Raw genomic sequence first — 20,410 nt, 5'->3', positions numbered from 1 at the left:
TTCTTTAGGATTTGTCCTTTTTTATAAAATATTATTCGGGAACCTCTACTTTTTAAATGAATTATTTGGAGTTAGTGCGTGTTTAAACTTAATTGGCAGTAAAAGTCCGTGACTTGCATAACCGGCCATTTGTTGCTATAATTCAAAGCGTGGTAAGGGTATGAGAACAATTTAAAAAATATTGTTGTTGTGCTTTGTTTTTTTTGATTTGCTGGGTCGTTTTACGACACGGCCGGACGTTTTTTGTCCCGCTAGGAAGGGAAATATGATGCACCAGGAATTTGAGTGGATAGAAGAGATTGCACCGGATTTGGTTGAAGTTATGGCCCAGCGGTTTACAATCTTGCGTTATATTTTTTGGACTGGTCCAGTTGGAAGAAGAACACTGTCGCAAGAGCTTGGCTTTACTGAGCGCTTTCTCAGAACAGAGACAGACTTTCTCAAGGACCAAGGATTGATTGCAACTACGCGTTCAGGAATGATTATTACCATTAAGGGACGTGAAGTGATTCAGGGATTGCGTGGAGTCATGGATCAGTTAGCTGGAATTCGGCAACAAGAAAAGGAACTGGCTTCTTTATTAGGAATTGAGCGCTGTTTTATTGTTTCGGGCAACGCTGATGAGCAGTCCAAAGTTGTTGTGGCGATGGGAAAGCTGGTCAATGAATCACTTGAAGCCCTGTTGCCAGACGGCAAGAACGTAATTGCTGTGATGGGTGGAACAACTATGGCATTAATTGCTGATTGTTTAACCCCTCATTTGGCTGAAAAACGTGAATTGCTGTTTGTACCGGCTCGTGGAGGGCTAGGCGAGGCAGTTGAGATCCAAGCCAATAGTGTGAGCGCAAAGATGGCTTTGCGCACAGGAAGCAAGCATCGTGCATTGTATGTTCCCGAGCAACTAAGTGAAGAAGCATACGCTCCCTTACTAAAAGAACCATCTATTCAAAAAGTAGTTAAACTGATTCGCGGTAGTGATGCTGTTATTCATAGTGTAGGTTCCGCGATTAGCATGGCAAAGCGGCGGGGAATGTCACCTGAAGTGTTGGCGATGTTACGCAAAGCGCATGCAGTTGGTGAGGCATTTGGCTACTTCTTTGATGAATCAGGTAAAATAGTGTATAAGATCCCACGAATTGGACTTCAACTTGAGGATCTCACTAAAATGGAATGTGTGATTGCAGTTGCGGGTGGCTCTTCAAAGGCCAAAGCAATTGCGGCATACATGAAACATGCTCCGCGTCAGACATGTTTAGTGACTGACACTGGAGCCGCAAAGATGATTTTAAAAAAGTAGTGTTAACCAGCACACTTTTTAAAATAAATTTTTATTTCCTAAAGGAGGAAATTTTAGTATGACTACTAAAGTAGGTATTAATGGTTTTGGCCGTATCGGTCGTTTAGCATTCCGTCGTATTGCTGAAACTTCAGAAGGTTTGGAAGTTGTTGCTATCAACGACTTAACTTCTCCAGCTATGTTGGCACATCTTTTGAAGTATGATACAGCTCATGGTCGCTTCGATGCTGAAGTCTCTGCTACAGACAACGCACTTGTTGTTAATGGCAAAGAAATTCCTGTATATGCTGAAGCAGATGCACATAACATTCCTTGGGTTAAGAACGATGGTGTTGAATTAGTTCTTGAATCAACTGGTTTCTATACTTCAGAAGAAAAGGCTTCAGCACATATCGAAGCCGGCGCTAAAAAAGTTTTGATTTCTGCACCAGCTGGCAACCTGAAGACAATTGTTTATGGTGTTAACGATGAAGAAATCACTGCTGATGACAAGATCGTTTCTGCTGCTTCATGCACAACAAACTGCTTGGCTCCTTTAGCAAAAGCTGTTAACGATGCATTTGGTATCAAAGCTGGAACAATGACAACAATCCATGCTTACACAGCTACACAGAAGTTGCAAGATGGCCCAGATCGTAAGGGTAACGTTCGTAACGCACGTGCTGCTGCTGAAAACACAATTCCTCATTCAACAGGTGCTGCTAAAGCTATCGGCTTAGTTGTTCCAGAATTGAAGGGTAAATTGGATGGCCATGCACAACGTGTACCAGTTATCACAGGTTCATTAACAGAATTAGTTACAACTCTTAACAAAGAAGTTACTGCTGACGAAGTTAACGAAGCTGTTAAGAAAGTTACAGAAGGTAACGCATCATTCGGTTACAACAATGATGGCATTGTTTCTTCAGACGTTATCGGAACAACATTTGGTTCAGTATTTGACCCTACACAAACACAAGTTGTTGGTAAGGGTGAAGGACAAGTTGTTAAGACTGTTGCTTGGTATGACAACGAATCTGGCTTTACTGCACAAATGATCCGTACACTGGAAAAATTTGCTAGCTTACTTTAAGATTTAGCTGACGCTAAGTTGATAAGCAATTGTAAGTCATCGAGGCGGGGGGAGGCAATACTCTCTTCGCCTTTTATTTTTAAAAAATGGAGGATTACCATTCATGACTAAATTAACTGTTTCAGATTTAGATGTAAAAGGTAAAAAAGTTCTAATTCGTGTAGACTTTAATGTTCCTATTAAAAACGGTGTGATCGGAAACGATAACCGGATTGTGGCTGCATTGCCTACAATTAAGTATGTAACGGAAAACGGTGGCAAGGCAATCTTATTCTCACATCTTGGCCGTGTTAAAAAAGAAGAAGACAAGCAGGAACTTTCCTTGCGTCCAGTTGCAGAACGTTTAGCTGATTTAATCAAAAAACCAGTTACTTTTGTACCTGCTACCCATGGTACACAGCTTGAAGAAGCAATTGACAAGCTGAGCGACGGCGATATTTTACTTGTTGAAAATACACGTTTTGAAGATTTAGATGGTAAGAAGGAATCTGGTAACGATCCTGAATTAGGCAAGTACTGGGCTTCTCTTGGTGATGTGTTTGTAAACGATGCTTTCGGAACTGCACACCGTTCACATGCTTCAAACGTTGGAATTGCAAGCAATATTGGACAAGCTGCAGCTGGCTTCTTACTTGAAAAAGAAATCAAATTCTTGGGAAATGCAGTTGACAATCCTGTTCATCCATTTGTTGCGATTCTTGGTGGTGCAAAAGTTTCTGACAAGATTGGTGTCATTGATCATTTACTTGGCAAAGCTGACAAAATCATCATCGGTGGTGGGATGACTTATACATTCTACGCTGCAAAGGGCATCAAGATTGGTAATTCTTTAGTTGAAAAAGATAAGATCGAATTGGCTAAAGAAATTATTGAAAAAGCTGGCGACAAGTTAGTTCTGCCTGTTGATTCAGTTGTTGCAGAAAAATTTGCTAACGATGTTCCTAACAAGGTTGTTGACGAAGATATTCCTGATGGTTACATGGCGCTTGATATCGGGCCTAAATCTGTAGCATTATTCGAAAATGTTTTGAAAGATGCTAAGACTGTTGTTTGGAATGGACCAATGGGTGTCTTTGAAATGAGCAATTACGCTAAGGGCACACTGGAAGTTGGTAAGTTCCTTGGAACCTTGAAAGACGCAACAACTATCGTTGGTGGTGGTGATTCTACAGCTGCTGTTCAACAATTAGGGGTTGCTGATCAATTGACCCACATTTCAACCGGTGGTGGTGCTTCACTTGAATATCTTGAAGGAAAAACACTTCCCGGCATTGCTGCAGTTTCAGAAAAGTAGTTCAGACTATTTAAAATAGATTACCATTGAGAGGATGATATGAGTGCGTACTCCAATTATTGCAGGTAACTGGAAAATGAACATGAACCCAGAACAAACTGCTGAATTCGTTAAAGCTGTTAAAAATGATCTTCCTGAAACAACCAAAGTTGAAGCAGTTATTGCTGCTCCAGCAGTTGATCTCCCAGCATTGTTAGAAAATGCAAAAGGCTCAAACTTAAAAGTGGCTGCTGAAAACTGTTACTTTGAAGATGCAGGTGCATTTACTGGCGAAACTTCACCTAAAGTTTTAAAAGAAATGGGTGTTGATTACGTTGTAATCGGTCATTCGGAACGTAGAGATTATTTCCATGAAACCGATGAAGAGATTAATAAAAAAGCACATGCAATCTTTAGAAACGGTTTACTTCCAATTATCTGCTGTGGCGAATCACTTGAAACTCGTGAAGCTAATAAGGCAGAAGAATGGGTTGAAAGACAGGTAACTGCTGCACTTAAAGATTTAAGTGCTGCTCAAGTTTCAAGTCTTGTAATTGCTTATGAACCAATCTGGGCAATTGGAACTGGTAAAACAGCTTCTGCAGATCAAGCAGAAGAAATTTGTGGCGTTGTACGTAAGACGGTTGCAAAGCTTTATGATGAAACAGTTGCAGAAAAAGTGCGTATCCAATATGGTGGTTCTGTTAAACCAGCAAATGTTAAAGAGTTAATGGCTAAGGAAAATATTGATGGTGGTCTGGTTGGTGGAGCTTCATTAGTTCCAGAATCATACCTTCAATTAGTTAACTTCAACAAATAATCAGATTTGTTAAAGAGATAATTGAAAGTTATCGGTAAAACCTTTAAAATAAGTTTGAGGTCAAACTCAAGTCAATCTAAAACTCAAAGGAGAGTAAATTATGTCTAGTATTACAGAGATCTATGCACGCGAAGTCTTAGATTCACGTGGCAACCCAACAGTTGAAGCAGAAGTTTACACAGAAGCAGGTGCTTTTGGCCGTGGAATTGTTCCTTCAGGTGCTTCTACTGGTGAACATGAAGCTGTTGAATTACGTGACGGCGACAAATCACGTTATATGGGCAAGGGTGTTACCAAAGCTGTTGCTAATGTAAATGATGTAATCGCAAAAGAAATCGTTGGCTATGAAGTAACAGATCAAGTTGCTATCGATAAGGCAATGATTGCTTTAGACGGTACACCAAACAAAGGTAAGCTTGGTGCAAATGCTATTTTAGCTGTTTCAATTGCTGCTGCACGTGCTGCTGCTGACGAATTGCAAGTTCCTTTGTACAACTACTTAGGCGGTTTCAACGCACATGTTCTTCCAACACCTATGATGAACGTTATCAATGGTGGTGCACATTCTGATAACAAGGTTGACTTCCAAGAGTTCATGATCATGCCTGTTGGTGCATCTTCTGTCAAAGAAGCTATCCGCATGGGTTCTGAAACATTCCATAACTTGAAAAAGCTTTTGGGCGATGCTGGTAAAGTTACTTCTGTTGGTGACGAAGGTGGTTTTGCACCGGACTTTGCTAACAACGAAGAACCATTACAATTCTTGATCGAAGCTATTGAAGCTGCTGGTTACAAACCAGGTAAAGAAATTGCCATTGCAATTGATGTTGCTTCCTCAGAATTATGGGACAACGAAACTGGCAAGTATAAGCTGCGTTGGTCAACTGGTGAAGAATTCACAACTGAAGAATTCATCGATTATCTTGAAGGCTTGACAGTTAAATACCCAATCATTTCAATCGAAGATCCGATCGATGAAAACAACTGGGATGACTGGAAGATCATTACAGACAAACTTGGCAAAAAAGTTCAATTAGTTGGTGATGACTTCTTCGTTACAAACACACAATACCTGAAGAAGGGTATTAAGATGGGTGCAGCTAACTCAATCCTGATCAAGGTTAACCAAATCGGTACATTGACAGAAACTGTTGAAGCAATCGAAATGGCTAAAGAAGCTGGCTATACAGCAATCGTTTCACATCGTTCAGGCGAAACTGAAGATACAACAATTGCAGACTTGGTTGTTGCTACAAATGCAGGACAAATTAAGACTGGTTCTATGAGCCGGACTGATCGTATTGCTAAGTACAACCAGTTAATGAGAATTGAAGACCAATTAGGAAAGACTGTTGCCCAATATAAGGGAATTCAGTCATTCTACAACTTGAGTGAACAAGCTCGCGAAGAAATCGAAAGCAAGTAATTCAAGTAAATTATTGTTATTTACAGTCAATTTTTTGGAGGTCAGCTTGATTATTTGTGCATTTATTTCGACTTTGTCTAAATCTTTAGGCTGAGCGATGGTGTGAGTGTGGTTGAGTTACGCTTCTAATGATGCGATTGCAAATAAATGAAGGAACCAAGGCAAAGTACTAAGTGCCTTGGTTCCTTTTTGATATTGAAAAGTGTCGCAATTTTTAGTTGCTATCCAGTATTTTGGGTTTTTTCAAGGTGTAAGATATATTATAATATTTTATAGAACTGGAAATAGAATTTCATTTATGCTACATTATAATAGATATAGAGTGTCCGACGACAAGGAGGTAGGAGTTTGTATAATTTACTTTTGACAGTTTTGATGATTGTCTCCATTTTGATCATCATTGCGGTAATGATGCAGCCAGCAAAAAATGATAATGCGTCAACTGCACTGTCCGGCGGGGCAGCCGATCTATTCAACAAGCAGAAACCTCGTGGCTTTGAGGCTTTCATGCAGAAAGTAACTGCGATCTTGGGGATCATTTTCTTTGCACTTTCACTGGCTTTGGTTTACCTTTCATCGCATTAGTATTAGAAGTGACTGCCTCCTGCATGCTTTGATCAGGGGGTTTTTACTTTAAGGAGTCTGAAGCAAACAAGCAGTTGATAATCAATTAATCGAATGAGGAATCGAATGGAAAATACTAAAATTAAAGAAAAATTATTAGGCATATTAAAAGACGCACCTGATCGCGATTTTTCAGTGCGCGAATTAGTAGATACTTTAAGAATGAAAAGTGCAGTTCAGTTTAAGGCTGTAGTCCAAAATTTAGCACAATTAGAGCAGAAAAAGCTGATTACCTTGAATCAAAATGGAGCATTCACGATTGCTAAAGATGACTCCCTTCCTAAATTTGAAGGAGTCTTCCATGCTAATGAGCGCGGTTATGGTTTTGTGACGGTCGATGCGGAATCACCTGACTTTTTCATTAACCCTACACAGACGATGTCGGCTTTAAACGGCGATGAAGTTGAGGTTGCAATGCTGCATGCCGCTGATGAAAGGCTTGGCAGAGGACCAGAAGGGAAAATCACTCAAATCCTAAAGCATGCGCTTGAACAGGTTGTGGGTGAGTTTAAAGTCGACCCTGAGGAAAATTATCCTGAAGGAATTATCGGAGCAGTTGCCATTAAGGACCGTAAGCTCTCGCATTATACGTTCTTACTGGAAGATAAGGGCCTCAATCCTGTCCCAGGTGAAGTCATCCTGGCGGACATTACAGCTTATCCAGATCCGCATCTCCCAGGAATTCTCAAGGGCGTTGCCAAAAAAATTATTGGGAATGTTAATGATCCAGGAATTGATATTTTACAAATTGTTTATCAACATAATATCCCTACTGCCTTTCCAGATGATGTAATGGAAGAGGCTGCTCAAATTCCAGATCATGTCACTGCTGCTGAAAAAGAAGGGCGAGAGGATCTGACTGCACAGCAGCTTGTGACCATTGATAGCATTGAATCCAAGGATTTAGATGACGCAGTGAATGTGTGGCAGCTTGAAAATGGTAATTACCATTTAGGGGTGCACATTGCCGATGTTTCGCATTATGTTACACCTGGAACGGCTTTGAATCGAGAGGCTTATGAACGTGGCACGTCGGTTTATCTGACGGACAGAGTGGTGCCAATGTTGCCGCATAAGCTGTCAAATGGCATTTGTTCACTTAATCCGCAAGTTGAACGACTGGCGATGAGTTGTGAAATGGAAATTGACCATGAGGGAAATATTATAAATCATCGAATTTTCCCAAGTGTAATCAAGTCGACTGAAAGAATGACATATGTTGCGATCAATAAGATACTCGAAGCACATGATGAAAAAACAATGAAACGCTATGCGAGTCTTGTGCCAATGTTTGAGACAATGGGTGAATTGCATAAAATTTTGGTGAAAATGCGCAAACGACGTGGTGCAATTGAGTTTGAAGATACAGAGGCTAAAATCATTGTCGACGAAAAAGGTCACCCAACTGACATTCAACTACGGGAACGTGGGACAGGTGAGCGGTTGATTGAATCCTTTATGTTGGCTGCAAATGAGACAGTAGCTGCGCATTTCAATCATTTGAAGGTGCCTTTCATTTATCGAATTCATGAAACCCCTAAAGCTGAGAAAATGCTGAATTTCTTTGAGGCCCTCTCAAGTCTGGGAATCCAGGTTGCAGGGAGTAGTCATGATGTGAAGCCTAAATTGTTGCAGACAATTTTGAAAAAAGTAGCAGGCAAACCTGAAGAAGCAATGGTTTCAACGATGCTTTTACGTTCAATGCAACAGGCTAAGTATGCAGACCAGCCTCTCGGACATTTTGGGTTAGGTGCTGATGACTATACGCACTTTACCTCGCCAATCAGACGTTATCCTGATTTGATGGTCCATCGTTTAATCCGCTTCTATAAGAAAAATGGAATTTCAGAAGAAACACAAGAGACTGTTAAGCAGGACATTCCAGAAATTGCACTGCATAGTTCGCAAATGGAAAGAAGAGCGATTGATGCAGAACGCGACACGGATGCAATGAAAAAGGCTGAATACATGGCAGATCACATTGGTGAAGAATTTGATGCTGTTGTCAGCTCGGTTACCAAGTTTGGAATGTTTGTGGCCTTACCTAATACAGTTGAAGGCTTAATTCACATCAGTGAAATGAAGGATGACTACTACGAATATCTAGAAAAACAGATGGTGTTGGTCGGTAAACGCACCAAGCGGACTTATCGTATCGGACAGCCAATCAGAATCAAAGTTGTCAGTGTTAATGTCGATCAAAAGGAAATTAATTTTACACTGTTACATCCTGAAAATACACCAAAGTCTGATTTATTAGCCAAGAGTGGTTTCAATTCTCATGGACGCAATGGTGAACAGCGCAATCGAGGTCACTATGACAATAAAAAAGGAAAAACTGCTTTTAATAAAAAGAACCATACCAAGGGTTATCGGCCGTTCAAAGAAAAATTTAAAAACCATCGTTAACCCTTAAATAGGAGGTGTTTAAGGATGGCAAAGACAAAACCGCAACATGCTCAGCCGTTAGCGCAAAATAAAAAGGCGCGTCATGATTACTCAATTATCGCAACTTTTGAGGCTGGGATGGTTTTAACTGGAACTGAGATTAAGTCAATCAGAGCGCGGCGAATTAATTTAAAAGATGGGTTTGCTCAAATTCGCAATGGTGAGGTTTGGTTACTGAATGTGCATATTTCACCTTATGCACAGGGAAATCAGTTTAATCATGATCCTTTGCGCAATCGAAAATTATTATTGCATAAAAAAGAAATTGCGCAGTTGGCTAAACAGGTCAGTGATAAGGGAATTACGTTAGTCCCTTTGAAAGTTTATCTTAAGCAGGGCTTTGCAAAGGTGCTACTAGGTGTTGGAAAAGGTAAGCGCGATTACGATAAGCGCGAGACTATTAAACGTAAAGATCAGGAACGTCAAATTCAGCGCACATTAAAAAATTTCGACTAGTTTTAAGAACAGTGCTTTTTTTGCGAATACCGCTAATCACATTATTTAGTGATTTTAAAAGGCGGTTGGCAATTAAGAGCTAGCTGTTTTTTTTTGCCAAAATTGCATTGTTTAAATAGAGGTGCTTCAATTTAAACAATGCAGGCTGAATGTGTTAAAAAAGATGACAAACAAAAGAGAGTGTGACATAAGTCGGAAAATTTTGACTTATGTCACACGTTTATCCGGAACAAAAGAGGGGCTGCGACAAAATTTAACTTTTGTCACAGCCCCTAGCGAAGCTCATTGTCCGCATGTTGTGAGCAGTGTTTTGCTGATCAAGTAAACATTTGAGCGAACTTAAATAGCGTAGTTAGGAAAATCAAACTTCTTTTTGGAGATGGTCGTAATGATGCTGGCTCAAGATTGTAGTCCCTACCTTTTGGAAGCCATGCCGCTTGTATAAAGCAGCAGCATTAGGATTGGCCCAATCAACGTTCAAGCCAAGGCACTTTTTATTATTTTGGCGCGCGATTTGTGGCAGGGCCTTAAGTAGTTGAGTTCCAATTCCCTTTCCTTGAAATGAAGGAGAAACTGCAATGGAATCAAGATACCATTCATTTTTAAAGCATTCATCATCTTCAAATAAGACAGTTCCAGCTGGAAAGCCAACTTGTGGGAAAATAGCAAGCAATTTTTGATTTACAGCCTCTTCGTTTTCATCTGGATAACCAAATGCAAACCCTGCTACGCGTTCATCGACTTCGGCCACGAGAGTCTGAGCTTTGCTGGTTCGATACGTTTCAGATGCAAAGGCTTTTTGAATCGCACGGTTAAGAGTTGCACGTGAGAGTTTTTGGAGTGCAGGAAGCTCCATTTCTTCTAAAATAAGATTGAAAAGCGGTACAATTTGAGCAGCATCTGCTGCTGTGGCTTGTCTAATTAGCATTTTTAACTCCTTAGTAGTGTCTTTAATCGAACTTGGCACGCGGAATAAGAAAAGGATTCTTTTTTCGGTGAGCAGAATGAGCAAAATAATCGAGAATGGCAACAATACACAGACAAAGTGCTTCATCTTCTGTATTTTTAACAGCAAGCTCTAAGTAATCTCCACGTGGTAAAGCAACTTCTCGCAAAGACATTAAATGTTCTTTGCCGCTATATATGTTATAGCGATAAGTTGAAAAGTCGCCTAGAATAATCCAGTTCAATTTTTTTACCAGCAAAACGTCTTTTCTGCCGAGATGGTAACGCCGTAAAGTTCCGACGTGTTGTTGATGGGAGAAAAGTTCAAAACGTGGGAAGATGCCAAAGCCACGTTGCTTGATTTCTGCTAATAATTCCCCCGAGATAGCATATACCGAAAGCACGTCCTGATGCCGTCCCCATTTGCCGACAACTAAATAAATATTTTGCTGAAATTCATTAGTAATTTTAGTTGCGCCCAGCGCTCCGAGCCGGTATTTATGGGCGTATAATCTACGCAAATTGCCACCTCCTTTAAAAAACCTTCCTGCTAGTCTTCTTTGAGCACTTCCTCAATTGCATGGCCTACTCCATCTTCAGTATTGGAAGTGGTGAGGCGCTTAGCAACTTTTTTTACTTCAGTAATTGCATTGCCCATCGCATAACTGACACCTGCCAGTTTCAACATCGAAAGATCATTATTATTGTCACCAATTGCCATGACATTGTCCATGGGAACATTTAAACTGTCAGCGTAAGCCTGCAAAGCAGCACCCTTTTGTGCGTTTACATGATTAATTTCGATATTGGAACTTGAAGAAGAGGTGATAATGAGGGCATCGAACTTTTCTAATTCTTTTTTAATTGGGTCAAGGACCTGGTGACCTTCATTGCTGAAAGCCACAATTTTGAAAATTCTTGTGTGAGGATCTTCAACTAACTTGGCATAGTCATCGATATAATTGATGTTCATCAATTCAAGACGTGCAGCAGCCATCGAGACTGCTAGCTTATAGGGTGTCTCCGGACTGACGCGTGTCAGAAGTTCCGCAAAGTTTTCAATTCGTTTGGCTTTATTGTCTGAAAAAATTCCTTTCGACGCGACAATTTCAAAATAAAGATTTTGTTGTTTGAGAAAACGAATTATTTTGGTTGAAAGCTGATCATGGATAGGCGCTGCAGTAATTAGTTTACCGGATTCATCAAAAACTTGCGCACCGTTTAAAGTAATCATCGGGCAGTTGAAACCTGCATCTTTGACTAATGGTTTGACCTCAGTGTAGCCACGACCAGTCGAGACAACAAATTTGACGCCAGCTGCCTGTGCTTTTTTGATAGCGGCCGCATTTTTTTCGGAAATAACCATGTGGTCGTTGAGTAAGGTACCATCCATATCTGATGCGATAATTTGAATCATAATGTGTGTTTCCTCCAATTTCAGCTTAAATTTACCTCCATCTTACCATGAAATTTTTTTTTTTTTTAGTCTGAACCTGCTCTTTATCAAAATGAAAAGGAAATGTGCAAAAAAACGAAAATTTTAGTATTAAATATGGTAGAATACAAACGAGGTGTCGAAGATGAAAACGCTTATTCATAATGATTGGCAAGCTGTTTTAGGTCCAGAATTTGAGAAAGAATATTATAAAAGACTGCACGCTTTTTTAAAAAAGGAATATACGACAAAGCAAATTTATCCAGATATGTATCATATTTTTCAAGCTTTTGAATGGACGCCTTTTTCCGAGGTTAAAGTCTGCATTCTTGGGCAGGACCCTTACCATGGTCCACATCAAGCACATGGCTGCAGTTTTTCGGTTTTACCAGGAGTTAAATTGCCACCGTCTTTAGTTAATATCTATAAAGAACTGCAAGCTGATTTAGGCATTAAACCGGTAACACATGGCTACTTAGAAAAATGGGCTAAACAAGGAGTTTTATTACTTAATACGGTTTTAACTGTCAGAAATGGACAAGCTTTTTCTCATCGTGGAAAGGGCTGGGAACAATTGACTGATAAGGCCATTTCCAGTTTGTCAGCGCGAACGGAACCAGTGGTTTTTATTCTTTGGGGGCGTTCTGCACAGGATAAGATCAAGCTGATAGATGAAAAAAGAAATGTGGTTTTAAGTTCAGCACACCCTAGTCCCTTATCAGCGCATCGTGGTTTTTTTGGTTCACGTCCCTTTTCGAAGACTAATGCAGCCTTGACTGCAATGGGAGAGCAACCGATTGATTGGCAACTACCTGAACATGTAGCTGCTGCTGAGCTTAATAATGATGGAGGTCGACAAAATGGAGTTATTTGAGAGTTTAATTGCAAAAGTCAAAGGAACCGGTAAAAAAATTGTTTTCCCTGAAGGAAACGATGAACGGATTGTTAAAGCCGCCGTGCGTTTGGCAACAGATGGAATCATTGAACCAATAGTTTTAGGCAAGACTGCAGCGATCAAACAGCTCGCAGGAGTTACACAAGAACTACCAGCAACCTTAAAAGTTCTTGACCCAGCAACTTATCCAACCGCTAAGTTTGAGGAAATGGTGAGTGCATTTGTGGAACGTAGAAAGGGTAAAAATACGGCTGAACAAGCGCGTAAGTTGCTGCAAGATGTCAATTATTTCGGAACTATGCTGGTTTATTTAGGGATAGCAGATGGTTTGGTTTCAGGAGCGGTGCATCCTACGGGAGATACTGTCAGACCAGCTTTGCAGATTATTAAAACACGCCCAGGAGTCTCAAGGACAAGCGGAGCTTTTATTATGACCAAGGGCACTGAACGTTATCTTTTCGCTGATTGTGCAATCAATATTGAACCAAATGCACAAGAATTGGCTGAAATAGCGGTTTCTAGTGCTGCCACAGCGCGTTTATTTGATATTGATCCGCGAGTTGCACTACTGAGCTTTTCGACTAAAGGTTCCGCTAAGGCAGAGACAGTTACCAAGGTAGCTGAAGCCACAAAGATTGCTCACGCTGCAGCTCCAATGGAAAAAATTGATGGAGAGCTACAGTTTGATGCGGCTTTCGTTGAAACAGTGGCTCGAAAGAAGGCACCGGATTCTGAAGTTGCGGGACATGCAAATGTGTTTGTCTTTCCGGAACTACAATCAGGCAATATTGGCTATAAGATTGCGCAGCGTTTCGGGGGCTTCGAGGCCATTGGACCGATTTTGCAGGGACTTAATAAACCAATTTCTGATCTTTCACGTGGTGCAGTTGAAGAGGATGTTTACAAAGTTGCAATTATCACTGCATTGCAAGCTACAGGCGCTTAAACAATAAGGAGGAAGACTTCGTGGAATTTGTTGTTGAAAGTTCTGCAGAAACCGCTAAGCTGGCACAGCTTTTAGCAAGTTTTGTGACTGCTGGCGATGTTATTTTATTAGAGGGCGATTTGGGTGCAGGAAAGACAACTTTTACTAAAGGGTTTGCTGCTGGTTTAGGGATTCATGGCAATGTAAAAAGTCCAACTTTTAACCTTATTAAAGAATATCACCAAGGGAGGCTGCCGCTTTATCATATGGATGTTTATCGTTTAGAAGGAGTAGGCGGCGCTGACCTGGGGTTAGAAGAATATTTTAATGGTACAGGTGTGAGTGTTGTAGAATGGCCACAATTTGTAGCGGAAGATCTTCCGGCTGAGCGGCTGACGATCAAGATAAACAAGTCAAAAAGGAACACTGAGAAGCGTTTGTTAGAATTCATTCCCATAGGTGCTCATTTTGTAGCAGAGTGTCAGCAGTTAGCTAAAGTAGCTGCTAAAAATGGAATTAAGCCTAGCTAAGATTTGTTGAGAGCACTTTTTTAGCTGCTTATTAGAGGATTTTTTGCAAAATTTATTAAATGAAGTGGGAAGACACCTTAGAAAAGTAAAATTTAATTGCTGAAACACGTTTAGTTGCAATAAAAGGGACTGTGACAAAAGTTAAATTTTGTCACAGCCCTTTTTTATTCCGGCTAAACGTTTTCCATAAGTCAAAATTCTCCGTCTAACCTCGAATTACTCATCGCAAAGTACTCGCTATGTTCGTAATTTCGAGTTAGCACTCAAATTTTCCCGACTTATGTCACACTCTCTCTTTTATTCCGGCTAAACGTGTTCCATAAGTCAAAATTCTCCGTCTAACTTCGAATTACTCATAGCAAAGTAATCGCTATGTTCGTAATTTCGAGTTAGTACTCAAATTTTCCCGACTTATGTCACACTCTCTCTTTTATTCCGGCTAAACGTGTTCCATAAGTCAAAATTCTCCGTCTAACTTCGAATTACTCATCGCAAAATACTCGCTATGTTCGTAATTTCGAGTTAGTACTCAAATTTTCCCGACTTATGTCACACTCTCGTTTTGTTTACTAGTTTTTGGCTTTTTCCTACTAGATGGTAGGCCACTCATATTTGGCACGTTGTCCGCCAATCAATTTAGGTCGACTTCTCAAATAAGTAGTGTGTGCACTGCCAATTTCTTTGATACTTGTTCTAACTGGAATTTGGACAAATTTAACATGCATGCCAATTGCAGTGTCTCCAATATCCATCCCAGCTTGTGCGATAATATGTTCAACTTCAACTGGTTCTTTAAAATTTTCAAAAGCTGCAATTTGTGCAGCTCCGCCGGCATGAAGTGCAGGAAAGACCGTTACAATTTCAAAGCCGGCTCTTTTGGCAACATCTTTTTCAACTACCAAAGCCCGGTTTAAGTGCTCACAGCCTTGAACTGCTAAATTAATTTGTAACGGGTGTAAAACGGCAAGCACTGTTTTAATGATAGTTCTTCCAATTGCAAGATTGGAATTTTGACCGATTTTGTTACCTTGAATTTCACTAGTACTGCATCCAAGGACAAAAAGATCACCTGGTTCTAAGTGTGCAGTCGCAAGCAGTTCATTCAGACCTGTGCGGACACGTTTTTCAATTTCAACTAAATCTGGCGTCACTGTGGATTCCTCCCTGATGGAACAGTAATTGCTATTATTATAACGCGTGGTTTTAATTGTGCAATCTTAGGAAATAAATCACTAACTAAATAACATATTTTGCACAATATATTGTATTTTTTAAATATCCATACACTACTGGTTGTATTTATGCCCGTTTGAGCATACAATATATATATTGAATCACTAGCAGGAGGTACTAGATAAATGGCAATGACAGAAACAATGGTTGAAAAAAAAGTGCAAAGTCCAGCTGTCTTTATTAAAAGAGGCGGGGAACAGGTTACTTTTGAGCGCTTTAAATTACAGCTCATCTTAGAACGGATGGGATTAAAGGAACAGGAAACTAAAATCATTGAGACTGTCATTGAACAGCTGAAGGAGAAAAAAGCTGTCAGTGCACACGAAGTTCATCGTGAAATGATTGTTGCCCTTAATCAATTGGGTTTTGCAAAAGAAGCAATTAAGTTTTTGCAAGTTTATCAAAAAAATGAAAAAAATTGGATAGAGGAGACTGATCCGCAAAAGAGGCTGGAACGGCTACAAGTTAAAGATCCTAGTCTTGTACATGAAAATGCTAATAAAGATAGCAATGTTTTTAATACACAGCGTGATCTAACAGCTGGGGCGGTTGGTAAAACACTTGGGCTTAAGATGATGCCTGAATATATTGCCAAAGCTCATTTGCGTGGCGATATTCATTATCATGATCTTGATTATACGCCTTGGAGTCCGATGACCAATTGTTGTTTGATTGACTTCAAGGAAATGCTGAATAATGGATTTAAAATTGGAAATGCAGAAGTAGAAAGCCCGCATTCTATTCAAACCGCGACTGCGCAGATGGCACAAATTATTGCTAACGTAGCCTCGAGCCAGTATGGTGGCTGTTCTGCTGATCGTGTCGATGAATTGCTAGCCCCTTTTGCATTGCGTAATTATCATAAACATTTGGAAGCAGCTGCAGAATATATTCCAGACGAAGCCAAACGTAAAGAATTTGCCCAAAAAAGAACAAAAAAAGATATCTATGATGCGATGCAAGGATTAGAGTATGAAATTAATACACTGTTTTCTTCACAGGGACAGACACCGTTTACGACTTTAGGATTTGGGCTTGGAACCTCATGGGTAGAACGCGAGGTACAGCGCGCAATTCTAGAAGTTCGGATTAAAGGTCTGGGACGAGAAAAGAGAACCGCAATTTTCCCTAAGCTCGTTTTTACGCTTAAAAAAGGGCTAAATTTAAAGCCGGGTGATCCTAATTATGCACTAAAAAAACTAGCAGTTGAATGTGCTACCAAACGGATGTACCCTGATGTCTTGATGTATGACAAAATTAAGGAACTAACCGGTAGTTTTAAAGTTCCGATGGGATGTCGTAGCTTTTTGCAAGGTTGGAAAGACAAAAACGGTCAAGAAGTGAATTCTGGCCGGATGAATCTTGGGGTTGTAACGGTTAATTTACCTCGGATTGCCCTTGAATCCAATGGTAATCAGCAGCTTTTCTGGAAGATTTTTAAAGAAAAGATGGCATTGTGTAAAAATGCGCTAGTCTTTAAAGTGGGGAGAGTCAAAGAGGCTCTTCCAGAGAATGCACCAATTCTTTATCAATATGGGGCATTTGGCAAACGACTGCAGCCGGGTGAAAGTGTTGACCAACTGTTTAAAGAAAGACGTGCAACAGTTTCTTTGGGATATATTGGTCTTTATGAAGTCGGGACAATTTTTTATGGACCGGAATGGGAGCAGAATAAAGAGGCACATGATTTTACACTTGAAATTGTCAAGAAAATGAAAAATAGCTGTGTAGCATGGTCAGATGAGTATGATTATCACTTTAGTTTGTACTCGACTCCAAGTGAATCTTTAACTGATCGTTTCTGTGTACTCGACACTAAACGTTTTGGCAAAATCAAGGATATTACTGCTAAAGAATACTATACTAATAGCTTTCACTATGATGTTCGTAAACATCCGTCTCCGTTTGAAAAGTTGAAGTTTGAGATGGATTATCCCAAGTATGCTTCTGGCGGATTCATTCATTACTGTGAGTATCCGAATCTAAAGCAAAATCCTAAGGCACTTGAAGCTGTCTGGGATTGGGCGTATGACAAAGTCGGTTATTTGGGCACCAATACACCAATTGATCATTGTTTTAAATGTGATTTTAAAGGCGAATTCAAAGCAACTGCAAGGGGATTTGAGTGTCCAGAATGTGGGAACCATGACCCTAAAACATGTGACTGCGTAAAAAGAACATGCGGTTATCTGGGGAATCCATTACAACGGCCAATGGTTCATGGGCGGCACGTTGAGATTGCTTCCCGGAAGAAAAATCTTTTTAATGGGGCGATTAATAATGAAGAATAGAGCAGAACGAAAACCACGCGATCCCAAGCCGGAAGAATGGTTGGCTTCGGATTTAAGCCAACAGTATATTGCAGACTATAAACCCTATAACTTTGTTGATGGTGAAGGAGTCCGCTGCAGTCTATATGTCAGCGGCTGCAAGTTTGCTTGCCCTGGATGTTATAACAAAGTTGCACAAAATTTTCATTATGGAACTCCGTATACCCAGGAACTGGAAGATCTGATTATTGAAGATTTGGGGGCTGATTACTGTCAAGGTTTAACGCTTCTGGGAGGAGAGCCTTTCCTTAATACACAAGTCTGCTTGCGACTTGTTAAGCGGCTGCGTCAGGAGTACGGTCATACAAAAGATGTCTGGTCTTGGACTGGATATAAATGGGATGAGTTATTAATTGATTCAGCAGATAAACGGGAATTATTATCTTTAATTGATATTTTGGTAGACGGTAGGTTTGAGTTGCCCAAAAAAGATTTAACCCTCCAGTTTAGAGGAAGTTCTAATCAGAGAATTATTGATGTGCAGCGGTCATTGCAAAGCGGCGATGTGGTTTTGTGGGACAAGTTGCTCAAATAGTGTCAGCTAAGTTTTCTGCAAAAATTAAACTGGATGAAAATTGACTAAATGTCTGGTAAAATTTAAGAAAACGAAGATAAAAAGGATCATTAAAAACTCCAGCTAGGACTGATGCAGCTCAGTCACTGGCTGGAGTTTTTGGATTGATAAAAATCACTTGTTTTTAAAGTGGATTTTTGTGTGTAAGCGTTTTTGGGTCAAAGGTGTTGACGCTTAGCGAAAAAGCTTAAAATCAGCAATTTATTGATAATCATTAGGATCAGCCGCTAACGGCCCATAAGTGTCTTTTTCGGTATCACGAAAATCCCACCACTCAGCTGCATAACCCTCGAAGCCAGCAGCGATCATTGCAGAATTTAAGAGTTGATAATTTTTAGCTTGCTGCGGGGTGCGTTCAAAATCTCGATGTGCTCGTGCAGAAAAGTCATCAAAACCACTCTGCATTTCTAATTCCTTGCCTGTAGAATCTGTAATAGTCAGGTCAAAAGTAACTCCTTTTTGGTGGCTAAAATTGGGGTCTGGAAGTGCCACAAAAGTTGGATCAGGATAAACTTCAAAAAGTCTTTTTTGGGCACTGACAGGGCGATAGGCATCCCAGACTTTAAGGCGAAATCCTTGTTTACGCAATAGATTGCTGGCGGCGGCGAGCTTTTCGGCAGTACCGATTCGTGCAATTGCGGTTTTAAAGTCATAAATGACTTGATGAGTGAAATTATCAGTAGTTGCGTACTTAAGTTCAACAATAATTGTCGGATCGAGTTTTTGAATGTTAATGAAACCATTTTTTAAAGTGTTCATCCGCTGTCCTCCTTGGCTTTTGCTTGAAAAATGGTGCGCAGTAGTATGCCTTTTAGTTTTTAGCGAGTGTAAATACACGTTTGTAGGGAGAATCAAAAGTCCCGTTTGCATTTGATAAGAAAGGATGCTGTGCTATCCAGTCTGAGTATTTGGACTCATCATCCCAAGTGGTGATCGTCAGAAAGTTAAAGTCGTGCTTAATGGATTGACCAAGTAGATATTGTAGACTGGCAGCTGGTTTTGTTAAAGTTGGCAACCATTTTTTTTGGTCATCTTCATCAAGCATAAAGTGGTTAAAATAATAATTAACATCTTGCTGAATATGAAAATTTCCCGCCAATACTTTGAAGCCAATTCCCGATTTAAAGACAGAATCTGCAGAAGTAATATCTAGAAGTGCACGTTTTTGCTCATTTTCAAAGGAAGCCAATTCGACAAATTGATGCGTCGGATTTTGCGACTTGAGTTCCGTTAAAATTGATTTTGAGCCAAAAGTTAAATAAAGATAATTCAAAATGAGCTCCTTTCTGTGATCTTCTGAGCCAGAATACTTGTGTTATAATCGAATTGATTTTAAAAGCAAGTAATTTTAGGAGGAGATCTACATATGAAAATAACAGTGTTAGGGATGTATGGTGGCTATCCTTATGACAATCAAGGAACAAGCAGTTATTTACTGCAAGAAGATGGCTTTAATCTGTTGTTAGATTGCGGCAGTGGTGCTTTATTGAGTCTGGAACATCACCTTGATCCGATGAAGTTAGATGCAGTTTTGCTATCTCACTATCACTATGATCATATCGCCGATGTCGGAGTTTTACAATATTATTGGCAACTGAATAATGATGAAGGAAAGAAAATTCTCCCAATTTATGGGCATCAAGAAGATCAGGAACATTTTACAGCCCTTACATGGCCGCATGCCACCAAGGGGTATGGATATGAACCGCAAAAGCCTCTTGAAATCGGGCCTTTCCAGATTCAATTTTTACGGACTAAGCATCCTGTGACAGCTTTTGCAATGAGAATTACTACCCGAGAACGTAAAACTTTTGTTTTCACAGCTGATACTGCCTACTTTTCTGAACTTGTGCCGTTTGCACATGCTGCAGATTTACTGCTGACAGATACGAATTTTGATGCTACCAAAACAGGAACGAAGTGGCACATGACCTCCCTCGAATCTGGGAACTTAGCTAAAGCAGCAGGAGTTAAGCAACTAGTACTTTCACATCTACCCCAAAAAATTGAATTCAGTAAGTTACAGCAAGAAGCACAGCAGGCAGCTGGGCGGCAGGTTATAGTTGAAGTTGCAGGTGTTGATAAAAGTTTTAGGGTTTAAAAAAGAGATAACGTTTACATTGGAAT

Annotated in this window: 20 protein-coding genes; 14 read left to right on the top strand and 6 right to left on the bottom strand. The window is 40.1% G+C overall.

Annotation, left to right across the window (positions count from 1 at the left end; genetic code table 11):
* Positions 1-268 precede the first annotated feature (268 nt).
* From AB3Y88_RS02940 to smpB, 8 genes are all read left to right on the top strand, one after another.
* Positions 269-1,297, top strand: coding sequence for a sugar-binding transcriptional regulator (locus AB3Y88_RS02940; protein ID WP_056960205.1), 1,029 nt, complete (start codon positions 269-271; stop codon positions 1,295-1,297).
* 58 nt (positions 1,298-1,355) lie between these two features.
* Positions 1,356-2,369, top strand: coding sequence for a type I glyceraldehyde-3-phosphate dehydrogenase (gene gap / locus AB3Y88_RS02935; protein WP_054756656.1), 1,014 nt, complete (start codon positions 1,356-1,358; stop codon positions 2,367-2,369).
* Positions 2,370-2,472: 103 nt separating this feature from the next.
* Positions 2,473-3,663, top strand: coding sequence for a phosphoglycerate kinase (pgk, locus tag AB3Y88_RS02930; RefSeq protein ID WP_056960173.1), 1,191 nt, complete (start codon positions 2,473-2,475; stop codon positions 3,661-3,663).
* A gap of 43 nt (positions 3,664-3,706) precedes the next feature.
* The gene (gene tpiA, locus AB3Y88_RS02925) at positions 3,707-4,462 is read left to right on the top strand and encodes a triose-phosphate isomerase (RefSeq protein WP_056960171.1); all 756 of its coding nucleotides are present in this window, start codon (positions 3,707-3,709) and stop codon (positions 4,460-4,462) included.
* Between the two features lie 100 nt (positions 4,463-4,562).
* Entirely contained in the window at positions 4,563-5,888 is a 1,326-nt protein-coding gene (gene eno, locus AB3Y88_RS02920) for a phosphopyruvate hydratase (protein ID WP_054756660.1), read from the top strand.
* A 348-nt stretch (positions 5,889-6,236) separates the two neighbouring features.
* A complete protein-coding gene (secG, locus tag AB3Y88_RS02915) occupies positions 6,237-6,473 on the top strand; it encodes a preprotein translocase subunit SecG (protein WP_054756662.1) in 237 nt (78 codons plus the stop codon).
* A gap of 105 nt (positions 6,474-6,578) precedes the next feature.
* Positions 6,579-8,921 carry a ribonuclease R gene (gene rnr / locus AB3Y88_RS02910; protein ID WP_228887816.1) on the top strand — a complete coding sequence of 781 codons (2,343 nt, stop codon included), beginning with the start codon at positions 6,579-6,581 and terminating at the stop codon, positions 8,919-8,921.
* 24 nt (positions 8,922-8,945) lie between these two features.
* Complete coding sequence (smpB, locus tag AB3Y88_RS02905) at positions 8,946-9,416, top strand: SsrA-binding protein SmpB (RefSeq protein WP_054756666.1); 471 nt, start codon at positions 8,946-8,948, stop codon at positions 9,414-9,416.
* A 361-nt stretch (positions 9,417-9,777) separates the two neighbouring features.
* Here smpB and AB3Y88_RS02900 read toward each other — a convergent pair whose 3' ends face one another.
* Genes AB3Y88_RS02900 through AB3Y88_RS02890 form a run of 3 tightly spaced genes read right to left on the bottom strand, consistent with a single transcriptional unit; the run spans position 9,778 to position 11,778 of the window.
* Positions 9,778-10,344, bottom strand: a complete 567-nt coding sequence (locus AB3Y88_RS02900; RefSeq protein WP_054756667.1) for a GNAT family N-acetyltransferase — start codon at positions 10,342-10,344, stop codon at positions 9,778-9,780.
* A 22-nt stretch (positions 10,345-10,366) separates the two neighbouring features.
* Positions 10,367-10,882, bottom strand: coding sequence for an LURP-one-related/scramblase family protein (locus AB3Y88_RS02895; RefSeq protein WP_056960167.1), 516 nt, complete (start codon positions 10,880-10,882; stop codon positions 10,367-10,369).
* Positions 10,883-10,911: 29 nt separating this feature from the next.
* On the bottom strand, positions 10,912-11,778 hold the full coding sequence (locus AB3Y88_RS02890; protein ID WP_054756671.1) for a Cof-type HAD-IIB family hydrolase: 867 nt from the start codon (positions 11,776-11,778) through the stop codon (positions 10,912-10,914).
* 163 nt (positions 11,779-11,941) lie between these two features.
* Here AB3Y88_RS02890 and AB3Y88_RS02885 point away from each other — a divergent pair, with 163 nt between their 5' ends.
* Genes AB3Y88_RS02885 through tsaE form a run of 3 tightly spaced genes read left to right on the top strand, consistent with a single transcriptional unit; the run spans position 11,942 to position 14,146 of the window.
* Positions 11,942-12,670 carry a uracil-DNA glycosylase gene (locus AB3Y88_RS02885; RefSeq protein WP_228887815.1) on the top strand — a complete coding sequence of 243 codons (729 nt, stop codon included), beginning with the start codon at positions 11,942-11,944 and terminating at the stop codon, positions 12,668-12,670.
* On the top strand, positions 12,657-13,637 hold the full coding sequence (gene pta, locus AB3Y88_RS02880) for a phosphate acetyltransferase (RefSeq protein WP_056960163.1): 981 nt from the start codon (positions 12,657-12,659) through the stop codon (positions 13,635-13,637). The genes AB3Y88_RS02885 and pta overlap by 14 nt, the downstream gene beginning before the upstream one ends.
* Positions 13,638-13,657: 20 nt before the next feature.
* The gene (gene tsaE / locus AB3Y88_RS02875; RefSeq protein ID WP_054756675.1) at positions 13,658-14,146 is read left to right on the top strand and encodes a tRNA (adenosine(37)-N6)-threonylcarbamoyltransferase complex ATPase subunit type 1 TsaE; all 489 of its coding nucleotides are present in this window, start codon (positions 13,658-13,660) and stop codon (positions 14,144-14,146) included.
* Positions 14,147-14,736: 590 nt separating this feature from the next.
* On the opposite strand, the gene AB3Y88_RS02870 is transcribed toward tsaE, so the two are convergent.
* Entirely contained in the window at positions 14,737-15,297 is a 561-nt protein-coding gene (locus AB3Y88_RS02870; protein WP_228887814.1) for a TIGR01440 family protein, read from the bottom strand.
* A 213-nt stretch (positions 15,298-15,510) separates the two neighbouring features.
* Between AB3Y88_RS02870 and nrdD the strand changes: the two genes are divergently transcribed.
* Both nrdD and nrdG read left to right on the top strand, forming a co-directional pair.
* Positions 15,511-17,670 (top strand): anaerobic ribonucleoside-triphosphate reductase, encoded by a 2,160-nt coding sequence (gene nrdD / locus AB3Y88_RS02865; protein ID WP_228887852.1) that lies wholly within the window; start codon positions 15,511-15,513, stop codon positions 17,668-17,670.
* Positions 17,660-18,244 carry an anaerobic ribonucleoside-triphosphate reductase activating protein gene (gene nrdG / locus AB3Y88_RS02860; protein ID WP_056960161.1) on the top strand — a complete coding sequence of 195 codons (585 nt, stop codon included), beginning with the start codon at positions 17,660-17,662 and terminating at the stop codon, positions 18,242-18,244. Before nrdD ends, nrdG begins: the two co-directional genes overlap by 11 nt.
* A 240-nt stretch (positions 18,245-18,484) precedes the next feature.
* Here nrdG and AB3Y88_RS02855 read toward each other — a convergent pair whose 3' ends face one another.
* Together AB3Y88_RS02855 and AB3Y88_RS02850 are read right to left on the bottom strand one after the other, a co-directional pair.
* Complete coding sequence (locus AB3Y88_RS02855; RefSeq protein ID WP_228887813.1) at positions 18,485-19,042, bottom strand: M15 family metallopeptidase; 558 nt, start codon at positions 19,040-19,042, stop codon at positions 18,485-18,487.
* A 52-nt stretch (positions 19,043-19,094) separates the two neighbouring features.
* Positions 19,095-19,556, bottom strand: a complete 462-nt coding sequence (locus AB3Y88_RS02850) for a hypothetical protein (RefSeq protein WP_056960157.1) — start codon at positions 19,554-19,556, stop codon at positions 19,095-19,097.
* 93 nt (positions 19,557-19,649) lie between these two features.
* Between AB3Y88_RS02850 and AB3Y88_RS02845 the strand changes: the two genes are divergently transcribed.
* Complete coding sequence (locus AB3Y88_RS02845) at positions 19,650-20,384, top strand: MBL fold metallo-hydrolase (RefSeq protein ID WP_054756680.1); 735 nt, start codon at positions 19,650-19,652, stop codon at positions 20,382-20,384.
* Positions 20,385-20,410: the final 26 nt, after the last annotated feature.

Source organism: Liquorilactobacillus satsumensis (genome assembly GCF_964065465.1).
Lineage (GTDB): Bacteria > Bacillota > Bacilli > Lactobacillales > Lactobacillaceae > Liquorilactobacillus > Liquorilactobacillus satsumensis.
This window is presented reverse-complemented; position numbering and strand designations above follow the sequence as displayed.

Coding starts and splice junctions, on each gene's coding strand:
- AB3Y88_RS02885 (WP_228887815.1), top strand. CDS start 11,942: ATGAAAACGCTTATTCATAATGATTGGCAAGCTGTTTTAGGTCCAGAA.
- rnr (WP_228887816.1), top strand. CDS start 6,579: ATGGAAAATACTAAAATTAAAGAAAAATTATTAGGCATATTAAAAGAC.
- nrdD (WP_228887852.1), top strand. CDS start 15,511: ATGACAGAAACAATGGTTGAAAAAAAAGTGCAAAGTCCAGCTGTCTTT.
- AB3Y88_RS02940 (WP_056960205.1), top strand. CDS start 269: ATGCACCAGGAATTTGAGTGGATAGAAGAGATTGCACCGGATTTGGTT.
- AB3Y88_RS02845 (WP_054756680.1), top strand. CDS start 19,650: ATGAAAATAACAGTGTTAGGGATGTATGGTGGCTATCCTTATGACAAT.
- gap (WP_054756656.1), top strand. CDS start 1,356: ATGACTACTAAAGTAGGTATTAATGGTTTTGGCCGTATCGGTCGTTTA.
- AB3Y88_RS02900 (WP_054756667.1), bottom strand. CDS start 10,344: ATGCTAATTAGACAAGCCACAGCAGCAGATGCTGCTCAAATTGTACCG.
- nrdG (WP_056960161.1), top strand. CDS start 17,660: ATGAAGAATAGAGCAGAACGAAAACCACGCGATCCCAAGCCGGAAGAA.
- pta (WP_056960163.1), top strand. CDS start 12,657: ATGGAGTTATTTGAGAGTTTAATTGCAAAAGTCAAAGGAACCGGTAAA.
- AB3Y88_RS02855 (WP_228887813.1), bottom strand. CDS start 19,042: ATGAACACTTTAAAAAATGGTTTCATTAACATTCAAAAACTCGATCCG.
- eno (WP_054756660.1), top strand. CDS start 4,563: ATGTCTAGTATTACAGAGATCTATGCACGCGAAGTCTTAGATTCACGT.
- pgk (WP_056960173.1), top strand. CDS start 2,473: ATGACTAAATTAACTGTTTCAGATTTAGATGTAAAAGGTAAAAAAGTT.
- smpB (WP_054756666.1), top strand. CDS start 8,946: ATGGCAAAGACAAAACCGCAACATGCTCAGCCGTTAGCGCAAAATAAA.
- AB3Y88_RS02890 (WP_054756671.1), bottom strand. CDS start 11,778: ATGATTCAAATTATCGCATCAGATATGGATGGTACCTTACTCAACGAC.